Genomic DNA, 14,653 nt, shown 5'->3' on the forward strand with positions numbered 1-14,653 from the left:
AATGAATTTAAAGCTGTAAAGAAAAATTAAGTCCAGCACCACTGAATATATCCCAAAGGATCAATAATCCCTTGAACCTGCCCAGGGCTATTTGTGATCTGCTGCCCGTTCACTCGCTTTTTGTAAGGTTGTCCACTTCGCCAATCGAATTCATCTACAAAAAGTTCTTTACTTTCAATGAAAGCATTTAGATAAGCTTCTAAATAGGGTTCTAAATGCTTGTTGTACTTACCTGTTCTTTGCATTTGCGATCGCATGGCCAATATCCAGTAGCCATTCCAGCCTGCACCTTGCAAATACTCAAGGTATTCTTGCTTTCTCTTACAGTCATAAGCGCTATCGAACAAGGATTCTTGCCAAATTCCTTCTCTGAGTAGGTAAGCACGAGTAACAAGATAGTCTCGTTGTTTTTGTTTTGGAATCCATTGCCAAGATCGGTTACAAGGACCCAGTTGCCATGTAACTAGAAAATCCTGTTTGAGAATTTCAACGAAAAGTTCTAAAGGCTTACTGAACGGATAGGTAATTTCATTCTGTGCTGCCCATTCTTGGATAATTCGCTGACCTCTTGCTAAGACTTGGAAGCAAGCAATGTCCAACTCTCTAATCAGTTTAAGGTTATTGAGGCTAGTGAGTGGGAGTCGATTACTAAAAATACCTCCTTTTTCCAGAGGATCTTCCATCAGTCCAAGCATTTGCTGCGCTAAAACTACTCCTCTTGCTTGCCAGAAGTAATTTAGTGTTTTTAGCCAATAGCCTTGGTTTTGGTTTTTAGGCAAAACGGATGCAGTCACAGGGATCTCACCAATTGCCTTAGCAATCTTGAAAAATTGTTTCCCTTTGGATGTATTGGCTATATAAACAGGAGTATGCGGAATCCATCGACGCTCAATTCGTAAACACTCATCATCTTTTCTTGCGTACTCAAGCCATTCCTGTATTGCCTGTTTAATGAATGGATGCTGCTGCTTCATCTCTACAGAAAGGGACAGCAGATATTCTGGAATCACGATTAGTGGTAGTTCCTGTAAGGCTTTAGATGGTTGAAAAAATCTCTCTACTAAAGTTTGTAATTCAATATCAGATAAGTCTTCGTATGGATAAGATAATGGTAAATAATACTTAAACACAGCTTATAGTTCTATAATTTTACCTGCCTAATGTACTTCTTTTCAAATCTACTGGGTTTTGTCAACTAAGGTTGTTATGAACGAGAATTTAAAATTTTGATATTGTATAATTATTTTCATTATTATAGTAAAATTAAAATTTTTAATTTTAGTAATTAATCATTAATTGACATCAGTTATTTGGGATAAATTTAAAATGAAAAAAGCGATTAATCAACCTCCCATATCATCAGCAACCCTGAGTGCACTGAATTATTTGCACGATTTGCCAGATCGCGTCATTCAAGAGAGATACTTAAATATTAAGACAGTTGAACAGGGCAACGGCAAAATTCTCCTGGAAGCGATGCACCGATATGCCAAACTAACCAACAACTGGCGGCAAGCCTTTCTGATGAACGGAAAAGAGCTACAGAACATATGTGCTGCCAGCGAAGCAGCGCCCTATCGCTCCTATGCCGAAGCCTCTCTTGCACGTCGGGCAATGGCTGAAATTCTTTATCAAGATTTCTATCCAGAGTTTGATCGGTTTCAGGAAAAATTTGATTCGTTTGAGGAATTTTGGTGCGCTGTTGAGTGGGATTTAATGTATCGGGCTATGCGCGGCTCAGGTCTAATCAATATCACTGAGTATGTCAGCGATGATGTCATTGAAAAGATTAAACCTCAAGGTAAGCGCAAATGGATTGAGTATGGATTCCAATTCCTCAAGTATCTGGATGATCCATCAAAAGTGCAGTTTAACCAACATCATAAGTTATGTACTGTCGCGGAATCTCTGTATTTCTACGCTATGTACCATGGTCAGCAAGATGACCAGTTCCGTAGGCGGGAATTAGCAGAATTTACAGCCACCCTCAAACGCTGTCACCGAGAAATTCGCAACAACAACCTCCAGTTAGGCTATTTATTAGAGGATAGGAGTTTGGTCATTTTCGAGAAACACAAAAAGAAAGTCTTAAAACCACATATCTGAAGATTAAGACAGAGGTTTAATACATATTCTATTAATCTGTCTGGCAAACTCAATAGCTTTTGTTCGGCAATGATAATTTAACATTACTTTACACAATGCCACTTGATGAATTGTGGGTGGTGATCGATTGATATTACCAGAACTGTTGCCATGTGGGTGATTTCAATATTGCTAATCTGTATATGCCTCATTACGAAAAGTCCAGTTGCACAAAAAGGTTGCACAAAACTAGACTCCTTTAGAATTAACCTTCTACGATAAAACCCAAGACACCTAAAAAATATCGAACTTTTGGTTACTAGCGGTAGGAAATAACGGTGTTATGAGAGCTAGAAGAACATTGCGAACCCTTCTTCTACTCGGATTAAACATTATGTCCGTGAAAGGTCAAGGAGCTTTTATGAGTTTTATATTTTGCAATAAGCACGTCCTTGCGCAACGGCTTGGGTACAGCCCTCACACTTTGAAAGCGATTCGACAGCGTGGTGATTGGCTGGAAGGAATTCATTATATAAGACCTAATGGCAATTCAAGGGTCATTCGATATAATCTTGAGATTTGCTTGAATTGGCTTGCTAATCAAAATAATCCAAATGCTCATCAGAGAGCAATTGAGCGTTATTTGATGAGTTTGGAGGGAGAAAAACTGCGGAAAGCTAAAAAAGTAATTTCATATACCTGATAATTCAAAACCCCTCTTGTTTTTGTTCTTCCAGTTTGTAACAAGTCTTTTGCATCAGTGGGTGAAAGATATGCTGATACTAGACCGCTCCGAAACATCAGGACTTGATTACGCTGTTCTCAACACAAGCATTCAGGAAACCTTCGCCGCCATAGACCGATTTGAGTGGCAGGTATCCGATGAATTGAGGCTGATGCGAGATAACAGTTATTACAAAAATGGTGCATACATTAGCTTTGAAGAGTATTGCGAAAGTGAGTTGACCAAACACGGGGGATATCGCAAAGTCAAAGATTTATTTGCAGCAAAGCGAGTGGTTGAAACTTTACCTGAAGATTTGAGGGATAAAATCACTAAACCTTCTCAAACCCGCCCCCTACTCCGGCTGGTCAAAACTCCCGACAAGCTACAACAAGCTGTTGCGATCGCAGCCCAAGAAAAACCCTTTCCCACTGCCGCAGACTTCGCCAAAGCAGTGCAGCAAGTCGCACCAACAACTAAACGCACTACTAAAAAGGAAAAAAGTCAAACGCAATTGTGTAATTTTGTCACTGTTTCATCACAATCGTATCCTCGTTATGGGGATTCGGGAGCCATTGAAGCAGACGCTCCAAACGTTTTGCAGCAGATTGTCACTTTCCCTGATGGTGAGAGGTTGCTGATCAATAATGGGGAGCTAGATGCTGCGAGTGTCCCATTCCCCAAAGAGCAGACTTATCCACCAGAATATACTGAAGCAATTGCCCAAATTAAAAAACAGCATCAGCAAGAGTTAGAGCGACTTTCCCAGGAATTGAGGATTAGCTTGCAAACAGAAGCGTCGACCAGAGCAGAAGAACAAGCTAAAGAACAAATCCAATCCCTTCAAAACCTGTACAAGCAGCAGAAGGAGAAGAATATTCAGTTGCAGCAACGATTGGATGAGATGGAATCGCTACGGCAGTTGGAGGTTGAGAATCAACAACTCAAGCAGCGCATTCAAGATTTGGAAAACGCCGTACAGGAACGCCCTCAAGAGCAGTGGGGGAATACCATGACGCAGCAGGCAAGCAAAGCGTTGAATAAGCAGGTGAAGCTTGCACTAGAAAAAACTATTGATTTGCGATCGCTAGCTGTTGTTCCACCCAAAGAAAATACCCAGGAATGTCTGAGGCTGATGGGCATGGCATTGAAAAATCTCGCCAGTGCCATGAATAACAACCAAGCGCTCGAAGCTGCTGCAATAATCCTGGGGAGTGAGCCAACAACGCAAGCGATCGCTTACCGCGCTGAACAATTGCAAATACTACCCCAGGCGGTTAGTGATATTCGGCAGGTACTTGCAAAATCCGGATGTACTTGGCAGGACTACTGGGCAGTGGCCCAAGAATATGAGGTGATTAAATCAGGCTACTGGGCAGAATTGACCAACCAGGAGACTGATTTAATCACTGCACTCCAGAATGCATCCTCGCAACCGGACACAATTGGACTTGGTTCTATCGTTGCCCATACCGATCCTTACCGGACTTTGTATATCGAAAGAGGAGAAGTTGTAGAGGATCTGGAAGAAGAAGTAGTAGTTGCTTGGGATTGTTGGAAAGAGCGCTCAAAGAAGACTGAGAGGTACTTTCGAGATGAATTGCGGTTCTGGCAACCTCAATAGGTTTTCAGTGTACTTATAACTTTTTGGACAAATAAATATCAAACGAAACCCTGCAATTGCTGTAGGGAAAATTCCGTGCGCCAACATAAACAGGAGATTGTAGAATGACTGCAACTATTACAAGACCCAAGTCCAAAAAGGCTGCTGCTAGTAAACCGCAATCCCCATACAAGAGGCTTCATGTGATTATCCCAATTGAAGATATGCTGTGGGCTTCCCAGCAAAGACCCTCTGTGACACAATTATGGCAAGAATGTTGGACGGCAGATCCTTACGGTTCTCGGTGGATGCCTTTGTCCACTGCTCTAAGTTACAGTACTTTTATATCTGCAAAGAAAATTCTTTTCGAGAGTGGGTTATTTATTTTCAAACCGGACAAATCGATACAAGATGGACGCGAAACAGTCGCCTGGATGGTGAGGAATTTGCACGGTAGCAGAATGAAGGAGTTCTGGGAGAAACCTAATGCTGAAAATCAGGAACCAAATTCTATAAAACAAGAATCAAATGCTGAAAATACAGAGATGAATGCTGGCTCTGAAGAAATGCGTTGTTTATACATAGCGTCTATCTCAGATAAAACCCAGTCAGAGCAAGAGTTTCAGGAACCCTCACGAACTGCTCAGGAACACCTAACAATCTCTTCAAAAGAGATTGTTAGGTGTTTCTCTGACACGCTTACACGAATTTCGCGTGAGGAGCAGACGGCGATCGCTCCCTTGGGGGTCGCGTCGCCTCATTTGTTTGAAGGCGTGTCAGAGAAAGAGGAAGACTTGCCCACGGCAACTGACTGTACATCGCTGGCGCTTGTGGATGCTGTACAGGGTGAATCTGCTTCCTTGTTGGCTAAAAACCAGGATTGTGGTGTTGAGCCTAAAGATCGTAATAAAGGTGATTGTTCCGCCGCGCCTGTTGGCGAAAATGAATTTTCTTCAAGTTCTGCGATCGCAGAACAAAAAATAGAACCGAGTCGTCCCTCTGCTGAGTTGAAGGTTGAAAACTCAGTTTCTCGTGATGAAGACAAAGCAAATAATAAAGGTGAAAGTTCCACCGCAGCTGTCCTCAGTACTGAAAAATGGTCGCAAGAGGCTATTGTTACTCGATCTAAAGTGCGGCCGGAGCATATGCAAAAACTCAAAGTGGCGGAAAATTCTGGGCAGAATCCTGGGTTTGAGTACTTGCTTGAGTGTTGGGATGATCCGGCTTTGCAAATTATGATTAAAAAGTTGCTGGCGAAGTTTCCCAAGTGGGGGTTTACGATAGTGGATGGTGATTTAAAGACTTGAGTTTGGACTAATTGGCATTTAGCAGCAATGAATAGAAGGCAAGAGAAAGTTACTCAACTTCTTTTAGAGGCTGAGTTAAGTTGAATTGTTGAAAAAGAAGTAGAAACTAAGCAGCAGTTAGGTCAACTTTCTTAAGCGATTTTTCGGTTTTAGGTTTTTTAGATGGGTGTTTTTTGACAGTGGGATAATGGGGGACGGGGAGATGGCTGATGCCCTTGGGCGCGACCTGGTGATTTACCGCGAGTTTTAGCAGGTTGAGCAGGAGTGCCAATGGCAGCTAAAATTTCTCCCGTTCTTGTATGCAGAAAACAGCACAACAGCATTAAGCTCCAAGACATCAATTCCACAAATCTGGTATAGCTGACTAAGTTAGGAAACGCCTCTCGCCAACTAGGTAGTACGTGTAATGTATAAAATTCCTTAAAGGTTCGATAACCACTGCCATGAAAGGCTATAACTATTGTCATTACTTCTGATATACACATCCGCGACTTACTGCGACGTTCTCCTGTCGTTGTCGGTAGTTGTGGTATTTGCTGCCATAAGTTTTCCCACTGCTTACAAAAGTCATCTAATCTACATCACAGAATATTTGTGTAATGTCAAGCCGAGATACAATTGTAGACATCGCCAATACTTAGCTTTCCTTTGTTATTTTTAATCTCAGTGTTTTTTGTGACTTTTTTGCTGATTCTAAATCAATCTTAGTGATCGCCTAGACCTACGCAGTTTCTCGCGCTTGATATCTAGCAAGCTTTTTGCCTCTTTCTACCTGTCGAACTCACGTTGTATTACAACAATACATATACTATCGGTAAACAAGTATCAACAGTTCTTCTATCAGTTGTCGCCAAATAGCGGTGAGATTGGCAAAATTAGAATCTGGCTGATGCCTAGATGTGCAATAGCTTATCCTTTAAATATCCTATTCCCATACATTTGTCTGCCAAACACCATTGTGGGGTAAAAGTGGGGTAAAAACTTGTAAAAAAGTTTGGAAGGCTTGTAAAAATGTTATTATTCAAGGTCTGCAAAACCTCCACCCCCGGTTCAAATCCGGGTGCCGCCTTAAGGCTTTCAGCCTTTTAGGACAATCAAAAACAAACAAACTGGGGTAAATGATAGCCAAACTGATATTCAAAGGGTTAACTTAACCGGATACCGGAGTCCTGATGGGGTTATTTTGCACATCTGACTAAGTAGGGGTAACTGTAACTTTTATAAAACCCCTATTTTTAACTAAATATTCTTCAGTATTTGTTTACCCTTTGGTTATCCTTCCAGGGGGTTTTTATTTTGGGTATAAGGGTAACTGGCTAGCGCTGGCGATCGCTCTTTTATCTTCAACACCCAATTCTTGAGCAAGCGCTTGAATGAATTGCTCGATTTCTGGTTTAAGTGATATTCATAACTATTACCTCAGCTAAAAGAAGGGATGCATTAACTTTGTTCTAACAATTTCCCTACATTCTCAGCAATTCTCTCCTCTAATTCCCTCGCTTCCAGATTCAAAACTTCCAATTCTTCATTCAACTCTTCCAACTTCTCAGCAAAAACAAAATCATCCACTACTCGTTCCGCAACACCCACATAACGTCCAGGGTTTAAACTCCATCCCTGCGCGGCGATTTCTTTTAAAGTTGCTACCTTACAAAAAGGGGGGAAAAAGAAATCCAGTTCCCTCCCCTTTGCAAGGAGAGGGTTAGGGTGGGGTAAGCCCCGCCCCACTCCCTAAATCCTAAAGATGCAACTTGAATCCTGATAGCTTATTCTTTTGTTATCCAAATACTAAGGATGCTTTAGATGGTTGCCCAAATCCAAGAACTTGAAGCGCAGCACTGGGTTAAAACTCGTTCTTCCCTCGACCCTAGCGAATCGACTTTCCTGATTTGGAAAGGTAAAATTTATGCCTTTATCCCCGGCGAAAAAAGACAACTTCTGTTTAAGATGCTGGGATTGAGCGTTAGCAGATGTATTCCCACAGCCGAAGGTAGCTGGGATTTTACTTCCAGGGAACTAACTTACTACCTCAACCCAAAAACAGATGAAGTCTTATCCAAATGGGAAAATCCTTGGACAGGCGAGACAGTTCCGGTGATTCACGTTGCCAATAATCCAGTACAGGGAAAGTTTGAGGGAAATTTCCCCGCACAAGTAGATGGTGACAGCACAACCTTTGTTTTTGATATATTTCCCTATTACCCCAATCCCCTAGCAGACGAGCGCAAATTTGCCGAATACAGCCCTAATCCAATTTATCAGGCAGCGGAATTGTTTAAATTAACAGTGCCAACCGCAGATTTATTCAACCCAGCCCTTTCCTCAGTTTCTCAACTCAAACTGAGTTGGGATCGGATTGGTCAATGGCTTCCCTGGATGAAAATGGGCGATCGCCCCGGTCAACTGATCTATAGTGCTGTCGGTAGTAAAGTCAATGGTTTAACAGAACTACCCCCACTGCTGCAAGATGAAATTAATAACCGTATTCCTCTATATAAACAGGCCCCAAAAGAATTGATAGATGGAGAAGATATGACTTCCTGGTTATACTTCCAAAAGCATTTTCCAGCTTACTTGGCTGGTGAAATCTTCCCACTTCCCCAAGCAGAAGAATTGTAAACTCTTGGCGATCGCTGAATTGGGGATTGGAGACAAGCGGATAAGGCAACTAGAGAAATAACCCAATCCCCAATCCCCAATCCCCAATTCACTCTTCACCTGAACAATCAAATAGATGTAAACCTAACCGTTGGGAAAGTTCTTCACACACTTTTACCCCCCGGACACTGTTACCACGCACATCCAGCAACGGCGAAAAAACTCCAATGCCCATCTTATTGGGTACAACTGCCATAATCCCGCCAGTAACACCGCTTTTCGCCGGAAACCCAATTTTGTAAGCCCACTCACCTGCAAAGTTATACATCCCACAGGTATACATAACACTTAGAATATCTTTGATGTAACGCTTATCTACCGCCCGTTCTTTGGTGATGGGATTAATACCTCTGTTAGCAAGGGTGGCCGCCATCACTGCTAAGTCTTGACAATTCACCATCACAGCACACTGCTGAAAATAAAGATCCAGCGCCTCTTCTATGTTCCGGTCAATCATGCCAAAGTTAAGCATTAGATGCGCCATTGCGCGGTTCCGATGGCCTGTACTCCGTTCTGAGGTAAAAACTGAAATGTCAACGAATACGTCCCGGCCAATATATCGCCGAAACATATCTAGCACTCGGTTGAGGCGTTCGGTGGGGCCGGAACCTTTAATTAAGCTAGTGGTTGCGATCGCTCCAGCATTTACCATTGGATTATAAGGTCGCTTCGATTGCTCATCCAAAATAATCGCGTTGAATGCATCCCCTGTCGGTTCCACGCCAACTCTAGTCAAAACATAATCCCGTCCATGATCTTCTAAGGCCAGTCCATAAGCAAACACCTTGGAAATTGACTGAATCGTAAAAAGTTGCTCGTAGTCCCCAACGTTGTAAACCTGACCATCTACTGTCACAATACAAATGCTGAACGAGTCCGGGTTTGCTTTTGCCAGTTCGGGAATGTATTTCGCTACTGCACCCTCCCGCAGTGACTTGTACTGGGAATGCAACTCGTTGAGAACAGCTAATAATGGCGATGGTTCTATTTCTAAATCTCCTTGATTTGTCATTAGGCTGATAGCATTTCCAAAATACTCACTATATATAGTAGGGGTGCAGCTGTACATCCCTAGAGTTACAAAGATTTTGTCAAAAACAGCTTGCTCTCAAAAATCATACTTGAGCAGATTACTGAGGACAAAAAAGATAGCCTGTATTTTTTAATACACACAAAATCTTTTGCCCAAGCGATCGCGAAGTTTTCTTAACTTTTGAGTCATTAATCCTGAAAAATATTAAGTTGAGTATCCTCCTTTTTTTTATACTCAGCAATACTAGATATAGAAGTAATATTTGTTGCCAATCTAAGTCTAGTTATGGAGAATAAAAGTGATGATTAATGTAAGTAGAAAAAACTTGGAAACAAGATATTAAACTCAAACTAATTTACATAGTTATTTCAGGTGTAACTCATATCACCACTTATTCATAGTTAAATCTAATTATTTCATTAAATAAATGATTTTAAGCATTTATGCCGATGCTATTTAATTAAAGTTATATTATGTTCTTATAGGAAATCTTCAAAAAAGATGTGATATAAAATACACGAAGAGTTACGAGCCTTTAGAACCGATGTGAATGGGGTATCGTCACTTTAGCGTGAAATAAACGTAAAGTTTTTTTAAGAAAATTTTGACTTGTCGAAAAAAACGTTACATAGCCAAAGTCCGCATTTGAGAAAGGTTTCACCCTTCAAATTGGAATTGGAATTTGAGAAAGGGGCCGATAGTTACGCTAAAACCCTGATCCCCAAGCTAAAAGGTTCGTGTTAGTCTGTTGCAGTTAAGAATAACAAAGTGAAAACGGAACGAGTTCGAGTTTTTCAAAAGGGAAATCACTTTCATTAGTGAAAAATCCCACAAGTTATAAAACTTTAAGTTCTTACAGTCGCTTTCAAAAACGGACGCATGAATCAAAGACATTTGTGGACTATTGTTACCCTGTTTCTGACTGTTTTGGGAATGCCCTCAGTCGGTTGCACTCAAACCACCAAGGGAAATGCGCTAGCATCGCAAAAATCACCCGCCCCTGATGTGGTTAAGGTGGGAGAGTACCAATCCAGAGCAGGGAAACAAACCTTGGACGCTGTGATTACAGAAATTCATCCTCACGACATTAAAGGACGTAAGGCGGCAACCCTTTTTATCAAAGATATACCTGTTCTAACCTTTTTGAGTTCTGTATCAAATACGAATCTTGAAACGAAAAAAGTTGGTGAAATTGGAAATACTAGGGGCGTACAAGAGTACGCCCTTATTGCTAGCAATTCATCAAATGCACTGAATTCTGGCAACGTCACAGATGTGAGTAATCAGATTAGTTCCGCCGACAATGACCCGGTTCAGATAGCTGGTGTCATAGCAGCTAAGATAAACCAGTTGAATCGGGAAAATGTGGACGGGAGTAAGATTACCGTAAGCTGGAAAGCAGGGGAAAAATCTACTGGCAATCAAGCGCAAAACAAAAGCGCCCCAGCCCAACAAAATGGCGATCGCTATGTAATCAAAATTAATGGCGAAGAATTGGTCGAAATCAACGAAGGTACGCGACTAGCAGATAGCACCAACAATCTGGCGCAAGATGCATTGCAAGCAACCAATCGCCTGCGGAGGCTATTAGGTAATGCATCTCCCCTAAAAGAGATTGCGAATATGCCAGTGCGTCAACTAATATCAATGCCAAAGCAGCCTCAACAGATTGCCGTCGGCTCGGTGCGATCCACTTTGAGAGGTATAGCTTCTTTTTATGGCTATGACTTTGCTGGTAATCGCACTGCTAGCGGTCAGAGATTTAACCCTGAAGGAATGACTGCCGCTCATCGCAGCTTACCCTTTGGTACAAAAGTCCGTGTAACCAACACCCGTAATGGTCGTTCTGTAGTGCTGCGGATTAATGACCGAGGCCCATTCATTCGGGGTCGAATCATTGACGTGTCTACTGGCGCGGCTCGAGTTTTGGGAATGATGGGCAGTGGCATAGCACCAGTACAAGTTGAAGTCTTGGGAAAATAATTATTAGGCAATAGGCAATAGGCAATAGGCAATAGGCAATAGGGAGTAGAGATAGATTTTACCAATGCCCAATGCCCAATGCCCAATTCAAGTTCCGTATCACTTAATTCCCCTAGTTCAATCATCTCTTCCCTCGGTTTCAGATATAAACTAACGGGGGAGGGATCGATAAGAACTAGGGGTATTTTTGTGCGCCTGCTGACAACAGTCGCAGCTTTACGCTGCTATTTAACTAAACGCTACTCAGAAAACAAGCTGATTGCGGTTACTGAGGATCTGAGACTAGATGAGATGACTGGCTGGTATCAGACGGCAGTCGGTCTGGTGCCAACGATGGGGAATTTACATCAAGGTCATTTAAGCTTAATCCAACGGGCGCGGCAAGAAAATTCTACGGTGATTGTGAGTATTTTCGTCAATCCTCTGCAATTTGCTCCCAATGAGGATTTTCAACGCTACCCCCGCACTTTAGAGCAAGACCAACAACTTTGCGAACAAGCTGGGGTAGATGTCATTTTCGCACCGACTCCGGAAGATATGGCAGTTCCCCAGAAGAGTATACAAGAATCAAAAGTTACACAAGTTATCCCCCCATCTGCTATGATAACAGGCTTGTGTGGTCGTTCTCGGCAAGGTCACTTTCAAGGTGTCGCTACGATTGTGACCAAACTTTTCAACTTGGTACAGCCTGACCGTGCCTACTTTGGTCAAAAGGATGGTCAGCAATTGGCAATTATTAAACGCTTAGTAGCTGATTTAAATTTGCCAGTAGAAATTGTTGCTTGTCCAACAGTGCGGGAAGGGTCGGGTCTTGCCTTCAGTTCTCGTAATCAATATTTGACTGCAACGGCAAAAGAGGAAGCAGCGGTATTATATCGCGGCTTGCGACGGGCTGAAGCCGCATTCATTGCGGGCGATCGCAATCGCGACAAGTTGATAGCAGTGGTACAGCAAGAAGTGGCAATGGTCAGCACGCTCTCAGTGGAATATATTGAATTGGTTGAACCGACTACGTTGATGTCTTTAGAAAAAGTTGAGGAGGAAGGAATGTTGGCGATCGCAGCTCGTCTTGGGTCTACACGTTTGATTGACAATATCATATTGCGCGATCGTCAACCCATTATCGCCATTGATGGCCCAGCTGGGGCTGGGAAATCCACTGTGGCGCGGCAAGTGGCAGCAAACCTGGGTTTAGTGTATTTAGATACAGGAGCAATGTACCGTGCTGTCACTTGGTTAGTATTGCAAAAGGGGATTGCGATTGATGATGAGTGTGCGATCGCTGAATTAACTAACCAGTGTAAAATCGAACTTACTCCTAACCAGGATTTAGAATCTTCTGTGCGGGTTTGGATTGACGGTACTGATGTTACCCAGGCAATTCGCACCATTGAAGTCACTTCTCTTGTATCTGCGATCGCGGCACAAAGCGCTGTCCGTCAAGCACTGGTTAAACAGCAGCAAAACTGGGGTAAAAGAGGTGGTTTAGTAGCTGAAGGTCGGGATATCGGTACTCACGTTTTCCCCGATGCCGAAGTGAAAATCTTCTTAACCGCTTCTGTCAGTGAACGCGCCCGTCGCCGCCAGCAAGACTTTCACAAACAAGGTCAGCCTGAAGTGAGTTTAGAGCAGCTGGAACACGACATTGCCGAACGTGACTGGAAAGATAGTACACGCAAAGTTTCTCCTTTGCAAAAAGCAGCCGATGCGATCGAAGTTGTAACCGACGGTTTGAACACCTTTGAAGTCACAGCACAAATCGTTAATTATTACCAGCAGCATTTATCTCAGTAGTAATGACCGCTATTTGCGGTTAGTGTTTTAGTCTCAAAGGGTGGTGGGTGAGTGATTATTCACTTACCATCCTCAGAACTGCATTTTAAAACAAAATCGATAATTTGACTATTGGCTATGTTTCTTGTAAATGCAAGATTTGTATTATAGATTTTATATTTATTCAAATAACTAACTCATCTCGCTTACGACTGATTTTTCACATCGCAATTAATCCTACTAAAGGTGGAAGTATGAAAGCTTGAATTGCTAAATGCTAATTAAATTGGCTTTTTTCTATGAAATATTAGCCATTTTTATTTATAGTCATGAATTCCTAGCGATTTGACTTATCACCGAAGTACTTTGTTTTCGTATTCACTTTGGTAGTAGAATGACGTTGTTAAGTTTTATGTTCCATCATTAAAGACATAAAACCACCAAAAATAAAAGCTGTTAATTTCCCAAGCTTCTGCAATAGCTTTTAACTGGAAACCGGTAAAGAGAGGATTTGACACATGGCATTTGTACAGCCCCCACTACCCTTCGACATTAATGCTTTAGAGCCTTATGGCATGAAAGCTGAAACTTTCGAGTACCATTATGGCAAGCATCACAAAGCTTACGTAGACAACCTCAACAAGCTCACTGAAGGTACAGAACTTGCTGATAAGTCTCTGGAAGAGGTGATCAAAACTTCCTTCCAAGACTCCTCTAAAGCGGGAATCTTCAACAATGCTGCCCAAGTTTGGAACCACACCTTCTTCTGGAATTCCTTGAAACCAAAAGGTGGTGGCGCACCCACAGGTGATCTCGCAGCCAAAATCGATAAAGATTTTGGTAGCTTTGATAAATTCAAGGAAGAATTCTCTAACGCGGCTGCAACTCAATTTGGCAGTGGATGGTCTTGGCTCATCGATGATGGTGGTACGCTGAAGGTGATCAAAACACCCAATGCAGAAAACCCTCTAGCTCATGGTAAGAAGGCACTCCTAACCTTAGATGTTTGGGAACACGCCTACTACATTGACTATAGAAATGCCCGTCCGGCGTTCATCAAGAATTTCTTAGAAAACTTGGTCAACTGGGACTTTGCTGCTGAAAACTTGGCTAAAGCTTAATTAATTGCCAGTTTTGACCTGGCTGCGATACGGCTACGTGGCTTGTGCCAGATATGTAAAGTAGAAATAATCAGTTAACACCCTTGTCAGCAGTCACGACAGTAGTGTGTCAAGTTTAAATTGATGGGTAAGCAAGTTCGTAGTAAGGACTTTAGTCCTTATTTTCTAAGCACTAAAGTGCTTGCTACAAACCCTGAAAACTAGCTTGACAAAGTACCAGTATCGTGGCTGTTTTTGGTTGGGCGTTGAGAGGATAGGAGAGATGGGGGAGCAGAAAATTTATCCCTTATCCTCCTTTATCTTAAAAAGTAGCGATTATGAACTGTGTACATCAAAACACATGAAAAAACACATGAAAATCTTTCT

At 42.2% G+C, this 14,653-nt stretch carries 11 protein-coding genes and 1 pseudogene; 8 read left to right on the forward strand and 4 right to left on the reverse strand.

The window, feature by feature from the left end; all coding sequences use genetic code 11:
• Positions 1 to 26: 26 nt before the first annotated feature.
• Entirely contained in the window at positions 27 to 1,130 is a 1,104-nt protein-coding gene (locus ABF638_RS14175) for a hypothetical protein (RefSeq protein WP_435023296.1), read from the reverse strand.
• A gap of 196 nt (positions 1,131 to 1,326) precedes the next feature.
• On the opposite strand from ABF638_RS14175, the gene ABF638_RS14180 reads away from it, so the two are divergent.
• The 4 genes from ABF638_RS14180 to ABF638_RS14195 all read left to right on the forward strand — a co-directional run bounded on the left by ABF638_RS14180 (position 1,327) and on the right by ABF638_RS14195 (position 5,719).
• A complete protein-coding gene (locus ABF638_RS14180; protein ID WP_435023297.1) occupies positions 1,327 to 2,106 on the forward strand; it encodes a hypothetical protein in 780 nt (259 codons plus the stop codon).
• Positions 2,107 to 2,479: 373 nt separating this feature from the next.
• The gene (locus ABF638_RS14185) at positions 2,480 to 2,788 is read left to right on the forward strand and encodes a hypothetical protein (protein WP_435023298.1); all 309 of its coding nucleotides are present in this window, start codon (positions 2,480 to 2,482) and stop codon (positions 2,786 to 2,788) included.
• A gap of 70 nt (positions 2,789 to 2,858) precedes the next feature.
• Positions 2,859 to 4,433: a hypothetical protein gene (locus ABF638_RS14190; protein WP_435023299.1), complete on the forward strand. Its 1,575-nt coding sequence runs from the start codon at positions 2,859 to 2,861 to the stop codon at positions 4,431 to 4,433.
• A 104-nt stretch (positions 4,434 to 4,537) separates the two neighbouring features.
• Complete coding sequence (locus ABF638_RS14195; protein WP_435023300.1) at positions 4,538 to 5,719, forward strand: hypothetical protein; 1,182 nt, start codon at positions 4,538 to 4,540, stop codon at positions 5,717 to 5,719.
• A gap of 281 nt (positions 5,720 to 6,000) precedes the next feature.
• Here ABF638_RS14195 and ABF638_RS14200 read toward each other — a convergent pair.
• Positions 6,001 to 6,347: pseudogene (locus tag ABF638_RS14200) on the reverse strand (IS982 family transposase); the annotation flags it as partial.
• A gap of 812 nt (positions 6,348 to 7,159) precedes the next feature.
• Complete coding sequence (locus tag ABF638_RS14205; protein WP_435023301.1) at positions 7,160 to 7,447, reverse strand: hypothetical protein; 288 nt, start codon at positions 7,445 to 7,447, stop codon at positions 7,160 to 7,162.
• Positions 7,448 to 7,522: 75 nt separating this feature from the next.
• Here ABF638_RS14205 and ABF638_RS14210 point away from each other — a divergent pair, with 75 nt between their 5' ends.
• Positions 7,523 to 8,338: a DUF1838 domain-containing protein gene (locus ABF638_RS14210; RefSeq protein WP_435023302.1), complete on the forward strand. Its 816-nt coding sequence runs from the start codon at positions 7,523 to 7,525 to the stop codon at positions 8,336 to 8,338.
• A gap of 88 nt (positions 8,339 to 8,426) precedes the next feature.
• Here ABF638_RS14210 and glsA read toward each other — a convergent pair whose 3' ends face one another.
• A complete protein-coding gene (glsA, locus tag ABF638_RS14215; protein WP_435023303.1) occupies positions 8,427 to 9,389 on the reverse strand; it encodes a glutaminase A in 963 nt (320 codons plus the stop codon).
• A 900-nt stretch (positions 9,390 to 10,289) separates the two neighbouring features.
• Here glsA and ABF638_RS14220 point away from each other — a divergent pair.
• The 3 genes from ABF638_RS14220 to ABF638_RS14230 all read left to right on the forward strand — a co-directional run bounded on the left by ABF638_RS14220 (position 10,290) and on the right by ABF638_RS14230 (position 14,287).
• Positions 10,290 to 11,393, forward strand: a complete 1,104-nt coding sequence (locus ABF638_RS14220) for a septal ring lytic transglycosylase RlpA family protein (RefSeq protein ID WP_435023304.1) — start codon at positions 10,290 to 10,292, stop codon at positions 11,391 to 11,393.
• 189 nt (positions 11,394 to 11,582) lie between these two features.
• Entirely contained in the window at positions 11,583 to 13,187 is a 1,605-nt protein-coding gene (locus ABF638_RS14225; RefSeq protein ID WP_435023305.1) for a bifunctional pantoate--beta-alanine ligase/(d)CMP kinase, read from the forward strand.
• 497 nt (positions 13,188 to 13,684) lie between these two features.
• Positions 13,685 to 14,287 carry a superoxide dismutase gene (locus ABF638_RS14230; protein WP_420761297.1) on the forward strand — a complete coding sequence of 201 codons (603 nt, stop codon included), beginning with the start codon at positions 13,685 to 13,687 and terminating at the stop codon, positions 14,285 to 14,287.
• Positions 14,288 to 14,653: the final 366 nt, after the last annotated feature.

Origin of the sequence: Nostoc sp. CALU 1950, assembly GCF_051172895.1 — a bacterium.
Classification (GTDB): Bacteria; Cyanobacteriota; Cyanobacteriia; order Cyanobacteriales; family Nostocaceae; genus Nostoc; species Nostoc edaphicum_A.